The organism is Stella humosa (assembly GCF_006738645.1).
Taxonomy (GTDB): Bacteria; Pseudomonadota; Alphaproteobacteria; order ATCC43930; family Allostellaceae; genus Allostella; species Allostella humosa.
The window spans coordinates 5,073,239-5,095,512 of record NZ_AP019700.1 but is presented as its reverse complement, the minus strand read 5'-3'; the positions used below and the strand labels follow the sequence as shown (position 1 = coordinate 5,095,512).

Genomic DNA, 22,274 nt, shown 5'->3' with positions numbered 1-22,274 from the left:
GGTCAGGCGGCGGCCCGGGCCGGCGTGGCAGCCTCGCCCAGGTCCCAGAAGATGCCGGCCATCATGCGCAGGCCCTCGCGCGCGATCGGCGCCAGCATGTGCTCGTCCGGCGCGTGCTGCGAGCACGAGGCGTAGGAGTGGGGGACCCAGACGGTCGGCGTATCCAGCGTGATGGCGAAAGCATGGTTGGGCAGGGTACCGCCCAGGTTGGGCAGCAGGGCCGGCCGCGCGCCCAGCGTGCGGGCGACGGAATCGGCCGTCCACACCACCCAGGGATGCTCCGGGTCCAGCCGGGTCGCCGGTGCGGCCTCGCCGCGCGAGCGCTTGATCTCGACCATCGGGAAGCCGTGGGTGTCGAACCAGCGGCGCAGCGCCGGCAGGAACTCCTCCGGGTCGGAGCCGACGACGTAGCGGATCTGGCAATGGGCGGTGGCCCGCGGCGGGATGGCATTCACCGGCTTGTCGGGGTTGCCGGTGCGCATCGCCAGCACCTCGAAGCTGTTCCAGCCGAAGACCCGCTCGGCCGGCGAGAAGCCGGGCTCGCCCCAGTCGGCATCGATCTGCGGCCCGTCCGCGCCGCCATCGACCGACAGGCCGGACAGGGCCTCGCGCACGGAATTGGTCATGGGCGCCGGACGCCACTCGGGCACGCGGATCGCGCCCGACGGCGTCGTCAGGCTGGCCAGCGCGTGGGCCATCATGATGCCGGGATTGGCCAGCAATCCGCCCCAGTTGCCCGAATGGTGGCCACCATCGCGCAGGTCGATGGACAGGTCGAAGTTGAAGGCGCCGCGCGTGCCCATGTAGAGCGTCGGCTGGCCAGGCTGCAGGCGCGGCCCGTCCGAGCCGATCAGCACGTCGCTCGCCAGCCGGGCGCGATGGAGCGCGCAGAATTCGTTGAGGCCGGGCGATCCCACCTCCTCGCCCATGTCGATCAGGATGCGGGAATTGAAGCCGAGCCGGCCGCGCAGCTTCAGGACGGCGGCGATGGCGGCGATGTTGATGGTGTGCTGGCCCTTGTTGTCGGCGGTGCCGCGGCCATAGATCCGCTCGCCGTCGATGTCGAGCTGCCACGGGCCCTTGCCCTTGCGCCACTGCTCTTCCTGGCCGCGCACGACGTCGCCATGGCCATAGGTCAGCACCGTCGGCAGGCGGTCGTCCTCCCGCCGCTCTGCGATCAGGAAGGGCGGGCCGCCAGCAACGGGGTTCTCCAGCACTTCGCAGGCATATCCCATTGCGGTCAGCGCCGGGCCGATCTCCTCGGTCAGGTACTGGTAGAGCACCGGCCGGCGATCGGGATTCTGGCTCTCGGTCGGGATGGCGACGCGGCGGGCGAGGACGGAATGGAAGTCGCCGGAATCGAAATGGCGTTCGATTTCCTGGATGACCGCGGTGCGGGACATGGCGGGGGCCTCGGCGGTTCGGGGTCGGATCGGATGGTGCGGGGGCGGCCTCGTCGGGCGCGCGGCGGGAGCCGACCCTACGACAAATCCGGCGCGTCCGGCCAGCGGGAACCCCTTGGAAGGCCGGCGGCGGCGAACCAGAATGGCAGTCGAGTCGGCCGCCGGCTTCCAGAGCCGGAATCGGGCGTCAAGTCCGCGCCGCCGGAATGCAATGCCCCAGGGGGAAACGATGAAGCTCGACCAAGCGATCAACCTCGACGATCTGCGCCGCATGGCCAAGCGTCGACTGCCGAAGATCGCCTACGACTTCATCGAGGGCGGCGTCGACGACGAGGACGGGCTGGACCGGGCAGTCGACGCCTTCCGCAACTGGCGGATCGTGCCGCGCTTCATGGTCGACGTCAGCAAGCGGCAGCAGAAGACCACGCTGTTCGGGCGCGAATATGCCAGCCCCTTCGGCATCGCGCCGACCGGCATCGCCGGCCTCTTCCGGCCAGGTGCCGACATGATGCTGGCGGAGGCCGCGCAGGAGGCCGACATCCCCTTCATCATGTCGGGCACCGCCACCGGCTCGATCGAGGACCTGGCCCGGGTGGCGCCCGGGCATGGCTGGTACCAGCTCTATCCCGCGCGGAACTGGAGCATCTCCGAGGGCATGGTCGCCCGCGCGCGCGATGCCGGCCTGTCGACCCTGGTGCTGACGGTGGACGTGCCCTGCACCTCGAACCGCGAGCGCAACGTGCGCAACGGCTTCGCCCGGCCCCTCAAGATGTCGCTGCGCACCCGGCTCGAGGCGCTGCTGCATCCGGGCTGGATGATGGAGTACATGCGCACCGGCACGCCCATGTTCGACAACTGGGCCACCTATGCCAAGCCGGGCGCCAGCGCCGATGAGGTGGCGGACTTCGTCGTCGCCGAATCCTATCCGCCGCTGACCTGGGCCGATGTCGAGAAGCTGCGGCGCATGTGGCCGCGCAACCTGGTGCTCAAGGGCATCATGCATCCCGACGATGCCACCCGTGCCGCCGACCTGGGCGTCGACGGCATCATGGTGTCGAACCATGGCGCCCGGCAGCTCGACCGTTCGCCCGCCCCGCTCGACGTGCTGCCGGCCGTGGCGGAGGCGGTGGGCGATCGCATGACGGTCATGCTGGATGGCGGCATCCGCCGCGGCAGCGATGCACTGATCGCCCAGTGCCTGGGGGCGAAGTTCGTCTTCATGGGGCGGGCCACGCTCTATGCTACGGCCGCCGCCGGCAAGCCCGGTGCCGCCCGTGCCATCGCCATCCTGAAGCGCGAGATCGACCTGGCGATGGCACAGATGGGCTGCCCCAGCATCGACCGCCTGGGGCCGGACTTCCTGATGTGGGACCGGCCGGAGGATCGCCTGCGCAACCGCCGGGTCTGATCGGGCTCAGGCGGGCACGGGCTCAGGCGGGAACGGGTGCCGCCGTCAGGAAGCGCGGCACCTGTAGCGTCCGGCTTTCCGCATGGGTGAGGTAGGCGAAGTCGGGATGGTTCCGCACCGACGTGCCCGGCTCCATCAGCAGGCCGTGGCGAACGCCCGACCGGCGCAGGGCCCACCCAAGGGATAGCTGGTCGCGGCGGCTGAAGCCGGCGATCTCGTCCCACCACAGCGCGAAGGCCTCGGCCACGCCGGGTTCCTGCGGCCGCACGACCATGAAGTTCGTCTCGTGCAGGCCGGCGTCTTCGGGAATGCCGAGCTCGCGGTATCGTGCCATCTGGCGATCCACCGCCGCCGGATCATCGACGCCGAGTTCCAGGCATCGCTCGGCCTCTGCATAGATGCAGCGGCGTTCCGGATGGGACACCAGTCCGATTCCCCACCCGGCTTCGACGACGCACGCGACATGGCGGCGCGCATCACCCAGCAGCCGGACATTGCCGTCCACCCAGACGATCGCTTCATAGCCGGCCAGCAGCACGGGCAGGTGGGTCTTGATGTAGCGCGCCATCCGGGTGGTGTCCGGGTGGTGCCAGGGCGGCGCGCGCATCGACCAGACCCCGTACCCGTCGATCGGCCTGTCGGCGAAGCAGACATGATCGATGTCGGGATCCAGCCGGTCCGGCACCGTCAGCGTGTCGTAGTCGCCGAGAATCGTCGTGCAGATCGCGATGCGCCGGTGCTCCTGCGCTGGCCGGGCGCGATAGCGGTCCACCCGCCGGGCCAGGTCCGGGTCCGGATTCCAGTCGCCCGGAAGGGTGCCCGATCGCCCCTCCGCCCGGCCGAACCGGAGATAGTGCAGCAATGGGTGCAGGCCGGCCTGGCGGACATCGGCGTGGGCCCGCAGGTAGGCCCCGCCGTCGAACTGCGGCCCGGCGGCCCGGCCTTGTGTGCCGTCGACGGCCAGATAGTGCCGCAGGGGGTCGCCGTCGAACGCGGCGGCGTCGGGATACCGCCGGCGATACCAATCGCCATCGAACAGCCCCGACCGGGCGATCAGCCGGTAGTGATAGTCCGCGCAGGGATGTCGGCCCTCGCCCGCCCCGAAGCCCATGTAGTGATCGAACGGGTCGAGCCCGGCCGTCGCGACGTCGGGGTTCTGGGCCAGGTACCAGTCGCGGTCGAACAGCATCTCGTCGAGCGTGCGCGGCCGATCGACCGGCGGCCGGGGCTTGCGGCCCTCCGCTGCCCCGAACTGCATGTAATGGTCGACGGGGTCGATGCCGGCGGCGGCGACGTCGGGGTTCGTGGCGAGGTACCATTCGCGGTCGACCAGATCGCCGGTCGCCTCCGTGGTGCCGGCATGGAATTCGAAAGTCAGATAGACGGCGGGCACCGCGCCCGGGTTCTCCATCCCATGCACGGCACCGGCCGGGAAGAAGACGGCCGCGCCGGCTTCCGCGCCGATCGGCGTTTCCCCGCCGTCGACGATCCGCACCCGGCCGGACAGGACGATGATGGCGATGTCGTGCGGGTCGGCATGGGCGGCATAGCCGCCGCCCGGCTCGATGGTCGTGCGGTGGGCATGCAGCTTGCCGAGGAAATCGGTCGGCTGCTCGAACAGCAGCCGGTGCCGCACGGCCGCGCCCGCAGCGTCGTCGCCATCGGGCTGGACGATGCGGACGGGAAGCGTTGTATCGCTCGCAACCGGATCGCCGTGCCATTGCAGCATCGCGTATCGCAGCGGCGTGCTGCCCACATTGCGGATCGTGGCGTGCTGGTAGGCGGGAAAGTAGGCGACGGTGCCCGGCCTGCATCGCTCCCGGCGAGGGGCGGGATCGTCGGGCGAATCCGCCAGCACCAGTTCGGCCTCGCCATCGAGGACGACCAGCAGTTCCTCGGCGAGATGGCTGTGCGGCGGGTGCGGGCTGTGGGCCGGTGCCAGGGCCGAGGTGTGGCAGGTCAGGCAGGCGACGGTCTGGGCCGCGCCGGAGAAGAGCGGCAAAGCCTGCCACGGTTTCGGCGGCAGGGACGGGTCGATTCCGTTCGGAGTGAAGACGCCGCTCCCCAGCGGTGGCCATGCTTCCGCACCCAGGGGGTCGGCCGGCCGGTTGATGGACGGGTCGAGTTGGCCGCAGACCGCAACGACCGGCGGCCGGGGTTCGGCGAGAAACGCGAACGGCCATTCCAGCCGCGTCGAATCGAGGATGCGGACGGGCGTGTCGGCGGCCGCGTATTGCAGCAGCAGGGCGCTGCGCGGTGCCCCGCCCTGGCCGTTGTGCGAGCCGTGCCAGGTCCGCCCGTGGAAGACGATCGCCTGCCCGTCCACCACCGGCGGGAATGCCAACTCGGCGGCGGGATCGATCTCTCGGGCGATCGCCAGGATGCACTCGTCGTCCAGCACACCGCGCCTGAGGCCGCGGCGATGCAGTTCCTCCTGGATCGTCCGCGGCAGCCGGTGGGAGCGGGCGACCAGCCCCAGTCCGGACTGCCGGGTGGTATTCTCCAGGCCGATCCAGACGGATACGAAGCGGCCGTCCGGGGCCGCCGTCTCGATATCGGTATGCCAGTCATGCACCTGGCCCCGGGCGCGGCGCACGATCGAGGCACCCCAGAGCACGATGTCCGGGCCCAGCAGGGGGCGCAGGAGGTCGAGCAGCGGCGGCAGCCCTGCGACGCGCGCAAAGAACGGATCGCTGGCCGCCCGGCCCTTGTTCCAGTCCAGCGGCGGCGGATGCAGGCCGGCCGCGTCATGGCGCAGGACGAGCGCGCATTGTGCTGGTGAGAGCAGCGGCAGCGGCCCGAGGAAACCCTGCTCCTCGAACCCGCCGGCGCCCGTATCGTCGGCGCTCAAGAGGCCTTCTTCATCTCCGCATCATACAGGTGACATTCCACATGCCCGGTCGCGTTGGCGATCGGCTTGGGCGCGATCGTCCGGCATACCGGCATGGCGTGCGGGCAGCGCGGGTGGAAGGTGCAGCCCGACGGCGGGTCGATCGGGTTGGGGAAGGTGGCGCCGAGATTGGCGTCGGGCACGCCCAGGCCCGGCTCCGGCGTCAGCACGGAGGCCAGCAGCGCCTGGGTGTAGGGGTGCTGGGGGTTGTCGAAGAGCTGGTCGGTCGCCGCTTCCTCGACGATGCGGCCGAGATACATGACGGCGACCCGGTTGGCCATGTGCTCGACCACCGCCAGGTTGTGGCTGATCAGCAGGTAGGTCAGCCCCAGTTCCCGTTGCAGGTCGAGCAGCAGGTTGAGGATCTGCGACTGGACCGAGACGTCCAGCGCCGACGTCGGCTCGTCGCAGATGACCAGCTCTGGCCGCATGATGAGCGCGCGCGCGATGGCCACGCGCTGGCGCTGGCCGCCGGACAGCTGGCTCGGATAGTTGCCGGCATAGCGGTGGGGCAGGCCCACCATGTCCATCATCTCGCGCACCTTGGCCGGCCACTCGGCCGACGTGCCGACGCGATGCACCTTCAGCGGCAGCTGGATGATGTCGCCGATAGTCTTGCGTGGGTTGAGCGAGGAATAGGGGTCCTGGAAGATCGGCTGGATGCGCCGAGCCGTGGCCCGCCGGTCGAGGCCCGAGATCGCCTGGCCCGAGATCAGGATGTCGCCCGAGGTGGGCGGCAGCAGCCCCAGCAGCATCTTGGCCAGCGTGGACTTGCCGCAGCCGGATTCGCCGACCAGCCCCAGCACCTCGCCCTTGGCCAGCCGGAGCGTGACGCCGTTCACCGCATGCAGCGGCCGCTTGGGCTTCAGGAAGCCCGTGCCGACCTGGAAGGTGCGGAAGACGTTGGCGGTCTCCAGGATCGGGGTCATGCCGCCACCGCGCGGGCCTGGTTGGCTATGCAGGTATCGACCGGCAACACGCAGCGATAGGCCCGGCCCTCGCCCAGCGTCGTCAGCGGTATGGGCCCGGCGGTGCAGGCCGCACTGGCATATTCGCAACGGTTGGCGAAGCTGCACTGCGTGGGTTCGCCGAACAGTGCCGGGACGACGCCCGGGATCGAGCCCAGGTGACTGCCCCGCTTGGTCTTGCCCGGCACCGGGATGCAGCGCAGCAGGCCCTGGGTGTAGGGGTGCAGCGGGCGCGAGAAGACCTCGTGCACGGTGCCGCTCTCGACGATCTCCCCCGCATACATGACGGCCACGCGGTCGGCCACGCGGGCGACGATGCCGAGGTCGTGGGTGATCAGCATGACGCCCATCTGCAACTCGCGCTGCAGGGTCGCCAGCAGGTGCAGGATCTGGGCCTGGATGGTGACGTCGAGCGCGGTCGTCGGCTCGTCGGCGATGATCAGCTCGGGCCCGCACATGAGTGCCATGGCGATCATCACCCGCTGGCGCAGCCCGCCCGAAAGCTGGTGCGGATACTGGCCCAGCCGGCTGGCGGCCGCACTGATGCCGACCTTCTCCAGCAGGAACACGGCGCGCTCGCGCGCGTCCCGGCGCGAGGCCTTGCGGTGCCGCAAGAAGGCTTCCTCGAGCTGATTGCCGATGGTGTAGGCCGGGTTCAGGCTCGTCATCGGCTCCTGGAAGATCATCGCCATCTTGTTGCCGCGGATGTCCGACATCGCCCGCTCGTCGGTCGACTGCAGGTCGGCGCCGCCGAGCAGCAGCCGGCTGGCCGTGCGCTTGGCCCGCTTGGGCAGCAGGTTCATGATCGACAGCGAGGTCAGCGACTTGCCGCAGCCGGATTCGCCGACGATGCACAAGGTCTCGCCGCGCTGGACGCTGAAGCTGATGCCGCGCACCGGCACGAGGTTGCCGGTCGCGACCGGGATCTCGACCCGCAGGTTCTCGACTTCGAGGATGGCACTCATGGCAGGGTCAACTTCCGGTCAATTGCGGTTCTCGGGTGCGGTCACGTCGCGCACGCCGTCGCCCAGCAGGTTGATCGACAGCACCAGCAGGAAGAGGCAGATGCCGGGGAGCGTGATCATCCAGGGGCTGAAGAACATGTCCTCCTTGGCCTCGGACAGCATCAGGCCCCAGGAGGGCAGGGGCGGCTGCACGCCCAGGCCCAGGAAGGACAGGGCCGCCTCCAGCAGGATGGCGTTGGCCATCTCGACGGTCGCCACCACCACGAGCGAGTTCAGGATGTTGGGCAGGATCTCGCGCAGCAGGATGTAGGGGGTGGTGCAGCCGATCGCCTGGGCCGCGGTGACGTAGTCGAGCGAGCGCGCCTGCATGGTGACGCTGCGCATGACGACGGCGAAGCGGTCCCATAGCAGGAAGCCCAGCACCAGGATCACCACCTCCAGTGAGCTGCCATAGAGGGCGACCACCGCCAGCGCCACCATGACGACGGGCATCGACAGGCGGGTGGTGATGAGGAAGGTGACGACGAGGTCGACCCGGCCGCCGAAATAGCCCGCCATCACCCCCAGCGTCGTGCCGATGATGCCCGATATCAGCATCGTCGCGATGCCGATGACGAGCGAGATGCGGGCGCCATAGATGAGCCGCGAGAGATAGTCGCGGCCGACCTTGTCGGTGCCCAGCACATGCTCCCAGCCGGCCTTGGGATTGTCCCAGAACCAGGCATGCCAGATGGGCGGGATGCGGCGGCTGGCGAGGCTCTGGGCATAGGGATCGTGCGGCGCCACGAAGAAGGCGCCGAGAGCCACGATCACCATCAGGCCCAGCACGATGATGCCGAACATCAGGCTGCGGTGGCCGAAGATGCGCCGCCGCAACAGCGCGCCCGGGCTGGGGGCCAGCATCAGTTCGGGCGACAGGCGGCCGGCGCCGAACACGGTGGAGGTCGCAGCCATCGGTCAGCCCACCCGGATGCGAGGGTCGAGATAGGCGTTCAACAGGTCCGCCAGCAAGGTGAGGACGATGTAGAACAGCGAGATCAGCAGCACGATGGCCTGGACCACCGGGATGTCGGAGCGGCTGATCGATTCCCAGGCAAGGAAACCCACGCCGTGCAGCGCGAAGATGGTCTCGATCACGACCGAGCCGCCCAGCATGAAGCCGAACTGCACGGCCGCCAGCGACACCACCGGGATGACCGCGTTGCGCAGCGCATGCTTGAACAGCACCGTCGCCGGCCGCAGGCCCTTGGCGCGCGCGGTGCGGATATAGTCCGACGCCAGCACCTCGATCATGCCGGCCCGCGTCAGCCGCATGAAGGCGGGCGTGGCGTAGTAGCCGAGCGCGATCGACGGCATCACGAAGTGCGCCCAGGAGCCAGAGCCCGAGATCGGCAGCCAGCGCAGGATGATCCCGAACAGGATGATCATCATCAGCGCGAACCAGAAGGTCGGCAGCGCCTGCCCCAGCACCGACATCGAGAGCGCCAGCCGGTCGACCGGGGAATTGGGCTTCAGCGCGGCGACGACGCCAAGCGGAATGGACAGGGTCAGGGCGAACAGCAGCGCGAGTCCGCCTAGCGTCATGGTGACCGGCAGCCGGTCGAGCAGCAGCTCGGCCACCGACGTGCGCAGCCGGTAGGATTCGCCGAAATTGCCCATCAGGGCGTTGCCCAGCCAGTCCAGGTACTGAATGACCAGGGGGCGGTCGAAACCGAAGCTGCGGCGCAGCGCCTCGATGTCCTCGGTGGTGGCATTGGCGCCCGCGATCGCCTTGGCCGGGTCGATCGCGGCATTGGTCATGATGAAGGTGATGCCCGATACGGTCAGCACCACCAGGCAGGCGAGAAGAAGACGCTTGAGGGCGTAGGCGAGCATGGCAGGCTGCTCTGGCGCGGGCAAACAGGGGGGTGACGAGCGGCCGCTGCCGGCCGCCCGTCACCCGTCCCTGCTACTTCCAGCCGTAGAGGTAGTAGCGCGGCAGCTCGTCGGCGAAGGCCTCGAAGTTGAGGTCCTTGGTCATGCCGTAGTTGGTGACGAAGGTGAACATCGGCAGCCAGTAGGCCTGCTCGGTGATCTTCTTGATCGCCTTGGAGTAGTTCTCCTTGCGTGCCGCCTCGTCGACCGTGGCGCCGCCGGCTTCCAGCCAGCCCTTCACCTCGGCGTCGCGGGCATAGTCGTCGCCGCTGCCGCCGAAGAAGTTGGGCAGGATCGCCGACACGTCGTTGATCGAGTAGGAGCCCCAATCCATGAAGTAGGACGGGGTGGCGTTGGCGTGGTTCTTGTCGCGCACCGCGAAGTAGGTCATCTGCGTCAGCTTCGGCTTGATGCCGACCGCGTTCAGATAGCCCAGGATCGCCTCCGACCAGTCACGCGGGCGGTAGGCGAAGAACTCCATCTCGAAGCCGTCCTTGTAGCCGGCGGCGGCGAGCAGTTCCTTGGCCTTGGCGGGGTTGTAGGGGTACTTGGCGGCGACGGTGTTGTCGCAGCCGAACTGGGTCGGGAAGCACGGCGCATCCAGCACGCGGGACTTGCCGCCGATCAGGTTCTTGACGATCGCCGGCCGGTCGATGGCGTGCGCGATCGCCTGGCGGACGCGTACGTCCTGCAGGGCCTTGGTCGAGGTGCGGCCGGCGGCATCCATGCCGATATAGCCGATGCGCATGGTCTCGGCGCGCACGACCTGGAGCGACGGGACCGTCTCCAGGCGGTCGGCCTGGTCGACCGGCACGTACCAGATCCAGTCGAGTCCACCCGCCAGCAACTCGGCGATCTGGGTCGACATCTCCGGGATGGTGCGGATGACGATGTTCTTGATCTTGGCGTGGGGCTTGGAGCCGCCCTCGAAATGCCCCTCCCACCGCTCCAACGTGTATTCCTTGGTGGGGACGATCTTGGTGGCCTTGTAGGGGCCGGTGCCGACCGGCTTCAGGCCCATCTCCTTGGGGCCGACCTTGGCATAGTACTCGTTCGGGTACATGACGATCGGGATCGTCAGGAACTCGAGCGCCGCCGGGAACGGCTTCTTGGTGATGATCCGGATCTTGAACTTGTCGAGCTTCTCGGCCTTCTCGATCCAGCTCACGTTGGACTGGTTGATGACCTTGTTCTCGGGATTCGAGATGTAGTTCAGCGTGAAGACGACGTCGTCGGCGTCGAACTCCTCGCCGTTGTGGAACTTCACGCCCTGGCGCAGCTCCATCTCGAGCGTGCGGTCGTCGACCCACTTCCAGGCGGTGGCGAGGTTGGGGATCGTCTTGAAGGTCTTGGGATCGCGGTCGACCAGCGTGTCCCACACCATGCGCGAGAAGAGGATGCCTTCGCGGTTGGTGTTGTAATAGTTGTCGACGTTCTCGACCGTCTGTTCCCAGGCGATCCGCAGCGTGTCCTTGGACTTCTGCGCTGCCGCTTCCGGCGCCCCGATCGCCAGTGCCAACGCCGCCGCGGATGCAGCGGTTGCCCATTGCTTGATCATATCGTTCCCCTTCCCAAGCCCCCCGCCGAGCGGCGGGACGATCCCTGCGGTTATCGACCCCGTGGGGTCCCCGTTCCGTGCTTCTTGTCGGCCGGTAGAATAGCCGGACTGCCCGCTCTTACAAGTCTGTGGCGGCCCGGCCGACGCGTGAAGCCTGCCGTCCGGCAAGCAATTCCCATGCCTCATGGAAGTTGCCCCCGGGGGGGGGGTCCCCGGGGGGCGGTTTGCGATCTGTTTGTGCGGCGTCGCTCACACCTCCGCGGCGGCGTCGCCCCAGGGCTGTGACGGCTCGCTGGTGCCCAGGCGGTCGCCGGTCGCCGGATCGACCGCGACGGCCACCGGGCAGGCATAGTTCTTGGGATAGACCATGCGCGGCTGGATGTCGGTCGCGAACTCGCTCGCCAGCGCCGACAGGGTCTCCTTGCCCAGGCCCGGCTCGGCAGTGATGCCCTGGGTCCCGCTGACGTCCATGCGCGGCTGCTCGAAGGCCTGGCCGAAACCCATGCCGTAGTCCATCTGGAAGGCCGCGATCTGCAGGACGGCCGGCATGATGCGACGTCCGCCCGACGCACCCATGGCCAGGCGCGGGGCGCCGTCCTTGGTGACGATGATCGGGCACATGTTGTTGAGCGGGCGCCGGCCGGGGGCGATGGCGTTCGGGCGTCCGGGCCGCGGGTCGAACCACATGATGCCGTTGTTCATCAGGATGCCGGTCGACGGCATCGTCACCTTGCTGCCGAACAGCGACAGCAGGGTCTGGGTGATGGTCACCATGTTGCCTTCGCCGTCGACGGCGGCGAGATGGGTGGTCGACACGGGCTCCTTGGTGCCCTCGGCCTCGCCCATGGTGTCCAGCCGCTCGGCATAGGCGTTGTGCAGGGTGCGGGCATAGGCCAGGTACTGTTCTGTGTCGGGCGCGCCGGCACCGCTGGCCGGGTTGGCGCCCAACTGGGCGAAGCACTTGGCGACCGTCGGACCGGCGGTCAGGCCGGACATGGCGTGGATGTCGTAGCCGCGGTAGGGCAGATGGATCGGCTCGACGATGCGCGCCTCGTAGCGCGCCAGGTCCTCCAGCGTGATCTTGCCGCCGACCGCCTTCATGTCGGCCACGATCTGCTGGGCGAGCGCGCCCTTGTAGAAGCTGTCGGCGCCGTTCTGGGCGATGTGGCGCAGCGTGGCGGCCAGCTTGGGAAAGGGCAGCATCTTGGGCGGCCCCGACCAGTTGCCGACCGGCGGCACGCCGCCGTCGAGCCAGATGGCCGCGCTCTCGGGATATTTCAGCAGGTCCTTGGCGCCGGTCGCGATCAGCAGCGTGGCGTACCAGTCGACCATCAGCCCGCGCTCGGCGTGCGCGATGGCGGGCGCCATCAGCTCGGCCAGCGGCTTGGTGCCGAAGGTCTTCAGCGCCAGGCCGATGCCGGCCATGTAGCCGGGCACGGCGATCGACAGCGGCCCGTGGACGTTGCGGTCGCCCTCGACGCCGGGCCAGCCGAACAGGTCGGCCGCACCGCTGGTGCCGGTCAGCGGATAGTCGGCCGGGTCGATGCCGAGCGGCGCCACCATGGTGAAGTCGACTGCGTAGACCTTTTTCTCCTTCGCCACATAGACCAGCATGCAGCCGCCGCCGCCGATGCCGTTCATCCAGTTCTCCAGCACGCCCACCGTGAAGGAGGCGGCGATGGCGGCGTCCATGGCGTTGCCGCCGGCGCGCAGGATGGCGGCCCCGGCATCGGCCGCGCGCCGGCTCTGCGAGGCGACGACCCCGCCCTTGGAGCGGACGACGGCCTTGGACATCTGCCAGTTGTGGCTGAACGAATGGTCGATCATGGCGGGCGCTCCGGGAATGGGGGACGGGCGGCGGTCGATGAAGGAGGGACGATTCCCGTACCGCGCGCGGGCGGCGGCCGACAAGAGGGCAATCGCGCCGGCGTCCGACGAAGCGGCTATATCGCCCGCGCGGCCACGAGGACCGAGCAGGCAAGGAGGATGACCACGACCGCGACGGCGAAGGGCAGCATGATCCGGTAGGCATCCCGTTCCCGCCCCGGCGTATGGGCAAGGCTGCAGACGATCGACATGCGCACCGGCGAGACCAGATTGAGCGACAGGGCCGCGGCGTGCTGCAGCGCGATCACGGCGGCGACGTTGAGGCCCGCCTCCGTCGCAAGGCTGACCTGGGACGCCATGAACAGCCCGTTGGCGCCATTGCCGCTGTTGGCCAGCGCCCCGATCACGGCAGAGATCTGCGGCGTGGCAATGATCGCCCAGCGGTCCAGGGCCGTGAACATGCCGCGCGCCAACCCGTCGGCGATGCCCGAGCCCGACAGCAGCTCGGCCATCATGGCGAAGGTGATGATCGTCAGGACGGCGAGACGGCCGGTCTTCCAGGCGGCCCGGATCTCGGCCGGGAAGGTCGCCGCGCGCCCGCGCGCAAGGCCGGTCAGGATTGCGCCGACGACGAGCCAGGTGCCCGCATGGAACAGCGGCGACCATGCGGGCACGCCGGCGAAGGGCAGCATCCGGCCGGCCTGCTCGAGGAAGTGGGTCAGCGGCGGCAGCAGCCGCGTCACGACCAGCCAGCCGATCACGAGCATGAACGGCGCCATGCGCCGCATGGCCTGGACGAGGGCGCGTCGGTCGGGGCGTTGGTCGGCCAGCCAGCGCAGGACGATCATCGGGCCGTAGGCCGCGAGCATGGCCGTCTCCGGCCCGAGCAGGGCCGTGGCGCCGATCACCAGGACGAGGCTGGTGCCGAGCCACAGCGCTTCGCCGATCCGTTCGCGCCAGGGCGCCGCGACGCCTGCCTTCTCGGCCATGCGCCAGTAGAGCGGCAGCCAGGCGGCGTTGAAGACGGCGACGATGTAGCTCGCATGGACGGCCAGCGTGATCGGGTCCGTGCGGGCCAGGGCAGCGCCGATGATGGCGCCGCTGCCCATGCCGCCCCACAGGATCATGGTCTGGCTGAGCAGGCTGAATGCCAGGAGGTGGATCGGCGCCAGATCCAGCCGGCGGACCAGCATCATCGTGCCGATGATGCCGACGCCGAAGCCGGTGGCGGACTCGGCGAAGGGGCCGATGAGGAAGCAGGCGGTGAACAGCAGCCGGCGCCTGGCGCGCGCGTCCGCCGGTGCGGCTTCGACCGGCACCGCAGCACCGCCGGGCCGGATGGCGATATTCCAGAACAGCAGCCCGCCCAGGATGTATGGCACGACGATCCAGCCGATCCAGGCGCCCCGGGCGAGGGAGACGGCGGCGTCGGCGGCATGGAACGCGACCGGCGCGGTCAGCGGCGCCACCACGAGCGCGATTGCGAGGCCAAGGAGCGAGGCTCCCAGCGTTCCCATCCGGCCGCTCGCGATTGCCGCGATCACCGCGACCGCGGGCAGCGTCCAGACAAGATAGATCATCGGGGATGTGGCTCCCGCGCCCCGTTTCGATTTGGGGAGGCCGAGTGAATGCAGCGTCGCGCCGGCAATCCCGTTGCGTAGGGCGGCGCACGCCGCCCGGTCAAGCACGCCGCAGGGCGTCTGCAGTCCGGTCCGCGTTCTTTGCCGGCTCGCCGCGACGCGCGGGCTCGGGCTACTCTCTGCCAATCATGCCGACGGCCATTCCCCATCGCCTGCTCCCCAACCCGCGCGCCGCGGGCAGGGACGCCCCCTATGGCGCCGACCAGCGCGCCGTCCTCAACGAGAATGCCTTTGCCGAGGCACAGGGCGAGATCGCCCGCTGGCCCGGCTACGCGCCGACCCCGCTGGTCGGCCTGCCGGGACTGGCCCGCGACCTGGGCCTCGATGCCATCTGGTACAAGGACGAGAGCGGGCGCTTCGGGCTCGGCAGCTTCAAGGCGCTGGGCGGGGCCTATGCGGTGTTCCGCCTGCTGGCGCGCGAGATCGCGGCCCGCACGGGCGAGACGGTCGGGGCCGCCGACCTCGTCGCCGGCCGCCATCGCGACCTGGTGGCGGGGCTTACCGTCACCTGCGCCACGGACGGCAATCACGGCCGCTCGGTCGCCTGGGGTGCGCGGACCTTCGGCTGCCGCTGCGTCATCTATATCCACGAGACGGTGAGCGAGGGCCGCCGGCAGGCGATCGCCGATTTCGGCGCCGAAGTCGTGCGCACCCCCGGCAACTACGACGATTCCGTCCGTCGCGCCGCCGACGACGCGGCGCGCAACGGCTGGTTCGTCGTCTCCGACACCTCCTATCCCGGCTATGTCGACGTGCCGCGCGACGTCATGCAGGGTTATGCCGTGATGGCCGACGAGGCGCTGGCGCAATTGCCGGCGGGAACCCTGCCGACCCATATCTTCGTCCAGGCCGGCGTCGGTGGGTTGGCGGCCGCCATCTGCGGCCATTTCTGGGAACGCCTGGGCGCGGACCGCCCGCGCTTCGTCGTGGTCGAGCCGGAAAAGGCGGCCTGCCTCTACGCCAGCGCCGAGGCCGGCCGGCCGACGGTCTTCCCCGGCGCGCTCGATACGATCATGGCCGGGCTCGCCTGCGGCGAGGTCTCGCTGATCGCCTGGCAGGTGCTGGACACGGGCGCCGATGCCTTCATGACCATTCCCGATGACGCCGCGATCGCTGCCATGCGTGAACTGGCTGCGGGCGCGCCGCCCGTCGTGGCCGGGGAATCCGGCGTCGGTGGATTGGCCGGCCTGATGGCCGCCATGGGTGACGCGGACAGCCGCCGGCGGCTCGGCCTGGATGCCGGTTCCCGCGTGCTGCTGTTCGGCAGCGAGGGCGACACCGACCCCACCCTCTATGCCGAGCTGGTGGGACGACCGGCGGCCGCCGTGCGGCCCGTGGCATGAACCCGGCAGCGCTGCGGATCGACCCGGCGCGGCTGACGGCGCGCCTGGATGCGCTGGCCGCCATCGGTGCCATCGACGGCGGTGGCTGCTGCCGCCTGGCCCTGACCGACGAGGACCGCGCCGGCCGCGACCGGGTGGTCGAGTGGATGCGCGAGCTGGGCCTCTTCGTGCAGATCGACGCCATCGGCAATATCTTCGGCATGCGCGCCGGCCGCACCGACGCTGCGCCGGTGATGACGGGCTCGCACATCGACACGGTGCGCACTGGCGGCCGCTATGACGGCAACTACGGCGTGCTGGCCGGGCTGGAGGTCGTGCGCGTCCTCAACGAGGCGGAAATCCTCACCCGTCGCCCGCTCTGCGTCGCCGTCTTCACGAACGAGGAGGGTGCCCGCTACACGCCCGATATGATGGGCAGCCTCGTCCATGCGGGCGGCTTGTCGTTGGCGGAGGCCCTGGCGGCGCGCGGCATCGACGGCACGGTGCTGGGCGAGGAACTGGCCCGCATCGGCTATGTCGGCGACATGGCGGTCGGCACCATCCGGCCGCACGCCTATGTCGAGCTGCATATCGAGCAGGGGCCCGTCCTGGACCTGGAGGGGGTGACGCTGGGCGCGGTCGACAGCCTGCAGGGCATTTCCTGGCAGGAACTGACGATCGCCGGCCAGTCGAACCATGCCGGCACCACGCCCTTGCGCCTGCGCCACGATGCCGGGCTGGCGGCCGCCGCCATCACGGTCTTCCTGCGCGAACTGGCCCGCAAGATGGGCGGCAACCAGCTTGCCACCGTCGGCAAGCTCGATCTCGTGCCCAACATCATCAACGTCATCGCCCAGCGGGCGACGATGACGGTCGACCTGCGCAACACCGACGAGGCGCAGCTCTTGGAGGCCGAGCGGCGGCTGGCCGCTTTCACCGCCGACCTCGCCCAGGCTGAGGGGGTGACGATCACTGCCCGCCGCCTGGCCCGGCTGGAGCCGGTGGTTTTCGACGCCGGCATCGCCGACCGCATCGAGCGGGTGGCCGGCCGGCTCGGCCATTCGATCCGGCGCATGACGTCGGGTGCCGGACACGACGCGCAGATGATGGCGCGGCTCTGCCCGTCGGCGATGATCTTCACGCCGTCCGTCGGCGGCCTCAGCCATAATGTGAAGGAGTTCACGCACGCGGCCGACCTTCAGGCCGGGGCCGACGTGCTGCTGCACACGCTGCTGGAACTGGCCGAGGGGAAATGAGCATGAGCCGTATCGTCACCGTCGGCGCCGCCCAGCTCGGGCCGATCCAGCGCGCCCATTCCCGCACCGACGTGGTGCGCCGGCTGATCGACCTGATGCGCCGTGCCCGTGCGATGGGCTGCGACCTGGTCGCCTTTCCCGAGCTGGGCCTGACGACCTTCTTCCCGCGCTGGTGGATGGAGGACCAAGCTGAGGTCGACGCCTTCTTCGAGCGCGAGATGCCGGGGCCGGAGACGCGACCCCTGTTCGAGGAGGCGGCCCGCCTCGGCATCGGCTTCACCATCGGCTATGCCGAGCTGACGGTGGAGGACGGGCGTACCCGCCATTTCAACACCTCGATCCTGGTCGACAAGGCCGGCCGCATCGTCGGCAAGTACCGCAAGATCCACCTGCCCGGTCATGCCGGGCACGAGCCGTGGCGCGCGTTCCAGCATCTGGAAAAACGGTACTTCGAGGTCGGCAACCTGGGCTGGCCGGTGTCGCGCGCCTTCGGCGGCATCATGGGCCTGTGCATCTGCAACGATCGCCGCTGGCCGGAGACCTACAGGGTCATGGGGATGCAGGGGGTCGAGATGGTGCTGCTCGGCTACAACACGCCCGAGCATCATCCGCCGGCACCCGAACAGGACCATCTGGCGGAGTTCCACAACCACCTCTCGATGCAGGCCGGCGCCTACCAGAACAGCACCTGGGTGGTCGGCGTCGCCAAGGCCGGCGTCGAGGAAGGCTGCATGCTGATCGGCGGCACGGCGATCATCGCGCCCTCGGGCGAGATCGTGGCCAAGGCGCTGGGCCGCGACGACGAACTGATCGTGGCCGCATGCGACCTCGACCACGCCGTTTCCTACAAGACGACCATCTTCAACTTCGCCGCCCACCGCCGGCCGGAAGCCTATGGGCTGATCACCGAGCGGGCGGGTGTCGTGCCGCCGCCAGGAGACGAATGATGCGCCCCGCCATCGCCGCCCTCATGCTGTGGGCGGGCCTGCTCGGCCTGCTCTACTTGGCGCTCGCGCTCAACGTCGTGCGCCACCGCTACCGCGCCAAGGTCGGCATCGGCGACGGCGGCGACCCGGCACTCGCCCGCGCCGTCCGTGCCCACGGCAATTTCGCCGAGTATGTGCCGCTGGTGCTGGTTCTGCTGCTGCTGCTGGCGATCGCCGGCTGGGGGTCGCTGCACCTGCACATCATGGGCGGCATCCTGTTCGTGGCGCGCCTGGGCCATGGCATCGGCCTGTCGATGTCCGAGGGGCCGAGTGTCGGCCGCGGCGTCGGCATGCTCGGCACCTGGGGCGTGCTGGCCGCGGCCTCGGTGATGGTGATCTGGACGGCGGCAGCGGTGCCGTGATCGCTTGGTTCGACTCGTGTTGCTTCCGCGAGTAGTCGCGCGAAGTACTTGCATATGAAATGATATTTTACGACCTTCCGTACAGGCTGCGGGGGGTGGAATGGCGGTGAGAGAACGGTTCGACCTCGATCGGGGTCGAACCTGCTGCTTTGCGGGCAAATGAACCATGTCGCCATGGCGTCGATTGGCCGACATGGTCCGGGGTGTTCGGGGCCTCCTGCATGCGGATCGGGTTCGCCCGACCGCGCCGGACAGCTCGCCATCGCCCGCTCTGCAAGAGCCTGCCGCCAAGTCCGGTGCCGAGGCCGCGTTTGCACCGCTCCAGCCGGTGCAGGAGGGTGTCCTTCCGCAACCCACAGATGAACCGGCCGGGCCGATCGGCGGCCTTGCGGTTGCGCCGTCTTCGGAGGACGCAGCCGACCTCGAGCTCGGTTCGCGGCCCACGGATCCGCTCATTGCCGAAGTGGTCGCGCTGAACCCGACCAGCGTCCGTCTGCGCAACGCGATCGGCATTGCCGCGGCCGCCGGCGACCTGCCGCTCCAGCATGTCAGCCAGTATCTGGCCGCCGGCGAAGGGGCGCCGGCTTTGTTCATGCGTCATGTGCGCAATCTGGGGCACAAGTCGGCCGTCGAGCTTGATCGGCTTCTGCATCGGGTCCGGCCGATCGAACAGGATTTCCCCGGTGCCAGCCTGGACAACACGCAACTCCGCGAAGCGCTCTGCGCCTTGTTCTGCGATGTGACGGTGCGACAGGCGCTGCGGGTCTTCGAAGTGCCCTTGCGGCTGTGGAGCGCGTTCGAGCGGGCCGAGTATGCCGATACGCCCCTATCCAGGCTGCTCGTGGCGTATCCCCGGCTGGTGCCGGAGCTGTTGCGCATGCCGAACATCGGCCGCACCTCCCTGGCCGCCGGCCGGCATTTCCTCGGCGTGGTGGTGCGGGCGGAGTTCGAGGCGGCGGGCCTCGGGCCCGCTCTGGCGGCAAAGGCGGAGGCGCTCATCCTGGATGACGTCGCCCCGGAGCCTGGCATCCGGCGCGAACTGAGCCGGCTACTCGGCGACGGCCTGTCGCGCCGATCGGTCGACGATGGCGAGACGGAGGCCGAGGCTGTCGGCCGCGGCCACGACGCCGTACCGCCGCCCGTAGAAGCTTGCCTCCGCGCTGCGCTGGTCCAGCTCGACCCGCGTTCCCTGGCGGTCGTCGAAGAGCGATACGGCCTGGCGGCCGGGCCGGGGCTGACTCTGGAGCAGATCGGACAGGCGCACGGGGTGACGCGCGAACGCATTCGCCAGCTCGAGGCCAAGGCGTTGCAGCGGATGCGCCGCTTGACCGACGGCGTGTTGATCAAATCCCTGGTCGCGCATGGCGGCTCCGCTTGGACCATGCTGGCAAGAGGCGAGGGGCACGTCGCCGCGGCAGAACTGACCGACCGGATCGGGGCCCTGCCGCCGTGGTTCGCGCTCGGGCTGGAGCTGAGCGAACTGACGCCCGGACAATGGCTCGACCGCATTGCGCAACCCTATGAGGGGGGCTGGGTCGCGGCCGACATGCCGGTCGAAGACCTCCGGGAACTGCGCCCGGAGCTGGAGGCGCGACTGGCGCTGGTCCCTCTGCCGTTCCATCTGGCTGGCCTGACGCCCGCCTATCGGCAGCGCCAGGCGCGCGCGATCCTCGGCCTCACCGGCTGGCATCTGTTCGGCAACTATGTCCTACGCGATCCTCCCCGCCGCCGCGTCCGCCGTGCGCTGGGCCTGCATGCGATCCTGGCGGCGGCCGGGGAAGTGGTCCACCTGCTGGACCTGTGCGACCGCTATGTCGACCATTTCCCGCCGGATCCCTGCACTATCCGGGACGCGGAGATCGTGCTGGAGATGCATCGGCACCTGTTCATCGAGGTGCAGGAGGGCTGGTGGGCCGCCATCGGGCCGGGCGACGCCATCGTCCGGATTGCGAGCGACGAAGCCGGCGCGGCCGAGCCGGCAGGAGAGTCCGCGGCTGGGGCCGGCGATGTCGACGATCAGCAGACGATAGCCCAGGCACTTGCCGACGAGCTTGCGCGCGTGGGCCCGATGCGGATTTCCGAACTTATTGAGCGCGCACCGACCTTTCTGCCGCCGGGCCGTTCCGTGAACAGCGTCGGCCCAACGCTGATCGTGCAGAAGGTGCGCTTCACGCGGATCCTGCCGGGCTTCTATGCGCTTCGGGAACAGGTGCCGACGGCCGGGGATCTCCTGACCGGGACGCCCGCTTTCCTGCTGCAGGAGGACCAGGTCCGGCTCTACGCGCTGGCCCGGCGGGCGGGGGAGCCGTGGGGCGCCTACCCGTTGTGGACGCCCGAGGTCGAACGCCTGTGGTGCATCTGGGCGCGCGACCACGCGAGCCGGGACCTTTTCGAAAGTTTGCTGAGCGTCGCGCGGCCCCAGGACTGGCCTGCGACGCCGGACCGGGAGGAATGGGGGCGGCTTGCGTCGGCGGCCCTGCCGTTCTCGATCCACTACCAACCCCATCCCGACGCGCTGGTCCTGCCGGACATCGACCGGATACTGGCGGCGGGCCTTCACATCCTGCGCCATAGCACCTTCAGCTGGATAAGCGGCAACCGGGTTCAGTTGCGACGCGCGTCCGAGCACATGTCTGTGGGGCTGCTGGCGGCGCTTGTCGGGCTGGGGATACTGGATGGCGATGCCGCCGACTGGCAATCGCCACACCGGCAAGGGCCGCGGCTGCGAGAATGGGTCGACCGGCTGGACGAGATCTGCCGGACGCGGGTCGACCCCGCCTGGGACGACGACATCGGACGCTGTCTGATCGGCGAGATCCTGGCCGCGCGCCCGGCGACCGGCTGGGCAACGGCCGACGTCCTTCGCCGTCTCTGCGCAAGGACCGGGCTCATGGACGCGCCAGCCGCCGGTTGATCGCTTGCCTGGACGACTGTCACCGTCCTAGCCTGATGCCCCATAAGCTGAAGACCCGGGAGATGCGCCATGAAGCTGACCAGCGAGCAGAAAGGCCGATTTGCCGACGAAGGCTATATCTTCCTTCCCGACGTGTTCACCGCGGACGAGGTGGCCGTCATGCGCGGCGAGGTGCCGCGCATCTTCGCCCAGCGCCGGCCCGAGAATGTGCGCGAGCGCACGGGCGATGTGGTGCGCACGGCGTTCGCCACCCACACCTACGACCCGACCTTCGCCGCCCTTGCCCGCCACCCGCGCATGGTGGAGCCGGTGATCGACCTGCTGGGCGGCCCCGCCTACATCCACCAGTTCAAGATCAACGCCAAGGCCGCCTTCGACGGCGACCAGTGGCAGTGGCACCAGGACTACGGCACCTGGAGCAACGACGACGACATGCCGGGGCCGCACGCGATGAACGTCGCCGTCTTCCTGGACGACGTGACGGAGTTCAACGGCGCGCTCATGTTCATCCCGCGCTCGCACAAGCTGGGCGTGCTGGAGGCCGGCCACGACCTGCAGACGACCAGCTATCCCCTGTGGACGATCGACAACGACACCATCCGCCGGCTGGTCGGCGAGGGTGGGCTCGTGGCGCCCAAGGGCAAGGCCGGGTCGGTGCTGATGTTCCACGGCAACCTGGTCCATGCCAGCCCGGGCAACCTGTCGCCGTTCGACCGGACCATCGTCTATGTCAGCCTCAATCGCGTGGACAACGCCATCCGCCGCTTCAAGCGGCCGGAATGGATTGCGCACCGCGACTTCCGTCCGATCGAGCCGCTGCCGGACGACTGCCTGCTCACCTTGTCGAAGGCGGCCTGAGCG

Annotated in this window: 16 protein-coding genes; 7 read left to right on the top strand and 9 right to left on the bottom strand. The window is 69.3% G+C overall.

Annotated features, from left to right (window positions below; all coding sequences use genetic code 11):
• Window positions 1-2 precede the first annotated feature (2 nt).
• Window positions 3-1,403 carry a M20 family metallopeptidase gene (locus tag STVA_RS23850; protein ID WP_123692763.1) on the bottom strand — a complete coding sequence of 467 codons (1,401 nt, stop codon included), beginning with the start codon at window positions 1,401-1,403 and terminating at the stop codon, window positions 3-5.
• Between the two features lie 229 nt (window positions 1,404-1,632).
• On the opposite strand from STVA_RS23850, the gene STVA_RS23845 reads away from it, so the two are divergent.
• A complete protein-coding gene (locus STVA_RS23845) occupies window positions 1,633-2,811 on the top strand; it encodes an alpha-hydroxy acid oxidase (RefSeq protein WP_123692761.1) in 1,179 nt (392 codons plus the stop codon).
• 22 nt (window positions 2,812-2,833) lie between these two features.
• Here STVA_RS23845 and STVA_RS23840 read toward each other — a convergent pair whose 3' ends face one another.
• From STVA_RS23840 to STVA_RS23805, 8 genes are all read right to left on the bottom strand, one after another.
• Window positions 2,834-5,662, bottom strand: a complete 2,829-nt coding sequence (locus STVA_RS23840) for a cupin domain-containing protein (RefSeq protein WP_123692759.1) — start codon at window positions 5,660-5,662, stop codon at window positions 2,834-2,836.
• Complete coding sequence (locus STVA_RS23835; RefSeq protein ID WP_123692757.1) at window positions 5,659-6,630, bottom strand: ABC transporter ATP-binding protein; 972 nt, start codon at window positions 6,628-6,630, stop codon at window positions 5,659-5,661. Before STVA_RS23835 ends, STVA_RS23840 begins: the two co-directional genes overlap by 4 nt.
• Window positions 6,627-7,634, bottom strand: coding sequence for an ABC transporter ATP-binding protein (locus STVA_RS23830; RefSeq protein ID WP_123692755.1), 1,008 nt, complete (start codon window positions 7,632-7,634; stop codon window positions 6,627-6,629). Before STVA_RS23830 ends, STVA_RS23835 begins: the two co-directional genes overlap by 4 nt.
• Window positions 7,635-7,652: 18 nt before the next feature.
• The gene (locus tag STVA_RS23825; protein ID WP_123692753.1) at window positions 7,653-8,588 is read right to left on the bottom strand and encodes an ABC transporter permease; all 936 of its coding nucleotides are present in this window, start codon (window positions 8,586-8,588) and stop codon (window positions 7,653-7,655) included.
• 3 nt (window positions 8,589-8,591) lie between these two features.
• A complete protein-coding gene (locus tag STVA_RS23820) occupies window positions 8,592-9,509 on the bottom strand; it encodes an ABC transporter permease (protein WP_123692751.1) in 918 nt (305 codons plus the stop codon).
• A gap of 73 nt (window positions 9,510-9,582) precedes the next feature.
• Window positions 9,583-11,106: an ABC transporter substrate-binding protein gene (locus STVA_RS23815; protein ID WP_123692749.1), complete on the bottom strand. Its 1,524-nt coding sequence runs from the start codon at window positions 11,104-11,106 to the stop codon at window positions 9,583-9,585.
• Between the two features lie 249 nt (window positions 11,107-11,355).
• Entirely contained in the window at window positions 11,356-12,933 is a 1,578-nt protein-coding gene (locus STVA_RS23810) for a gamma-glutamyltransferase family protein (RefSeq protein ID WP_123692747.1), read from the bottom strand.
• Window positions 12,934-13,049: 116 nt separating this feature from the next.
• Window positions 13,050-14,513 carry an L-lactate permease gene (locus STVA_RS23805; protein ID WP_123692745.1) on the bottom strand — a complete coding sequence of 488 codons (1,464 nt, stop codon included), beginning with the start codon at window positions 14,511-14,513 and terminating at the stop codon, window positions 13,050-13,052.
• 188 nt (window positions 14,514-14,701) lie between these two features.
• On the opposite strand from STVA_RS23805, the gene STVA_RS23800 reads away from it, so the two are divergent.
• The 6 genes from STVA_RS23800 (at window position 14,702) to STVA_RS23775 (ending at window position 22,271) form a co-directional block, all read left to right on the top strand.
• Window positions 14,702-15,916 carry a diaminopropionate ammonia-lyase gene (locus STVA_RS23800; protein WP_179955417.1) on the top strand — a complete coding sequence of 405 codons (1,215 nt, stop codon included), beginning with the start codon at window positions 14,702-14,704 and terminating at the stop codon, window positions 15,914-15,916.
• Window positions 15,913-17,151: a Zn-dependent hydrolase gene (locus tag STVA_RS23795; protein ID WP_123692743.1), complete on the top strand. Its 1,239-nt coding sequence runs from the start codon at window positions 15,913-15,915 to the stop codon at window positions 17,149-17,151. The genes STVA_RS23800 and STVA_RS23795 overlap by 4 nt, the downstream gene beginning before the upstream one ends.
• A 2-nt stretch (window positions 17,152-17,153) precedes the next feature.
• Entirely contained in the window at window positions 17,154-18,098 is a 945-nt protein-coding gene (locus STVA_RS23790) for an N-carbamoyl-D-amino-acid hydrolase (RefSeq protein WP_123692741.1), read from the top strand.
• On the top strand, window positions 18,095-18,499 hold the full coding sequence (locus tag STVA_RS23785; protein WP_123692739.1) for an MAPEG family protein: 405 nt from the start codon (window positions 18,095-18,097) through the stop codon (window positions 18,497-18,499). The genes STVA_RS23790 and STVA_RS23785 overlap by 4 nt, the downstream gene beginning before the upstream one ends.
• A 193-nt stretch (window positions 18,500-18,692) precedes the next feature.
• Complete coding sequence (locus STVA_RS28265; RefSeq protein ID WP_245978446.1) at window positions 18,693-21,413, top strand: sigma factor-like helix-turn-helix DNA-binding protein; 2,721 nt, start codon at window positions 18,693-18,695, stop codon at window positions 21,411-21,413.
• Window positions 21,414-21,482: 69 nt separating this feature from the next.
• Window positions 21,483-22,271 carry a phytanoyl-CoA dioxygenase family protein gene (locus tag STVA_RS23775; RefSeq protein ID WP_123692737.1) on the top strand — a complete coding sequence of 263 codons (789 nt, stop codon included), beginning with the start codon at window positions 21,483-21,485 and terminating at the stop codon, window positions 22,269-22,271.
• Window positions 22,272-22,274: the final 3 nt, after the last annotated feature.

What these genes read in the sequence shown, in the direction of transcription:
- STVA_RS23850 (WP_123692763.1), bottom strand. Translation starts at nt 1,403, where the DNA reads ATGTCCCGCACCGCGGTCATCCAGGAAATCGAACGCCATTTCGATTCC.
- STVA_RS23785 (WP_123692739.1), top strand. Translation starts at nt 18,095, where the DNA reads ATGATGCGCCCCGCCATCGCCGCCCTCATGCTGTGGGCGGGCCTGCTC.
- STVA_RS23805 (WP_123692745.1), bottom strand. Translation starts at nt 14,513, where the DNA reads ATGATCTATCTTGTCTGGACGCTGCCCGCGGTCGCGGTGATCGCGGCA.
- STVA_RS23820 (WP_123692751.1), bottom strand. Translation starts at nt 9,509, where the DNA reads ATGCTCGCCTACGCCCTCAAGCGTCTTCTTCTCGCCTGCCTGGTGGTG.
- STVA_RS23845 (WP_123692761.1), top strand. Translation starts at nt 1,633, where the DNA reads ATGAAGCTCGACCAAGCGATCAACCTCGACGATCTGCGCCGCATGGCC.
- STVA_RS28265 (WP_245978446.1), top strand. Translation starts at nt 18,693, where the DNA reads ATGGTCCGGGGTGTTCGGGGCCTCCTGCATGCGGATCGGGTTCGCCCG.
- STVA_RS23800 (WP_179955417.1), top strand. Translation starts at nt 14,702, where the DNA reads ATGCCGACGGCCATTCCCCATCGCCTGCTCCCCAACCCGCGCGCCGCG.
- STVA_RS23835 (WP_123692757.1), bottom strand. Translation starts at nt 6,630, where the DNA reads ATGACCCCGATCCTGGAGACCGCCAACGTCTTCCGCACCTTCCAGGTC.
- STVA_RS23795 (WP_123692743.1), top strand. Translation starts at nt 15,913, where the DNA reads ATGAACCCGGCAGCGCTGCGGATCGACCCGGCGCGGCTGACGGCGCGC.
- STVA_RS23815 (WP_123692749.1), bottom strand. Translation starts at nt 11,106, where the DNA reads ATGATCAAGCAATGGGCAACCGCTGCATCCGCGGCGGCGTTGGCACTG.
- STVA_RS23790 (WP_123692741.1), top strand. Translation starts at nt 17,154, where the DNA reads ATGAGCCGTATCGTCACCGTCGGCGCCGCCCAGCTCGGGCCGATCCAG.
- STVA_RS23830 (WP_123692755.1), bottom strand. Translation starts at nt 7,634, where the DNA reads ATGAGTGCCATCCTCGAAGTCGAGAACCTGCGGGTCGAGATCCCGGTC.
- STVA_RS23775 (WP_123692737.1), top strand. Translation starts at nt 21,483, where the DNA reads ATGAAGCTGACCAGCGAGCAGAAAGGCCGATTTGCCGACGAAGGCTAT.
- STVA_RS23810 (WP_123692747.1), bottom strand. Translation starts at nt 12,933, where the DNA reads ATGATCGACCATTCGTTCAGCCACAACTGGCAGATGTCCAAGGCCGTC.
- STVA_RS23825 (WP_123692753.1), bottom strand. Translation starts at nt 8,588, where the DNA reads ATGGCTGCGACCTCCACCGTGTTCGGCGCCGGCCGCCTGTCGCCCGAA.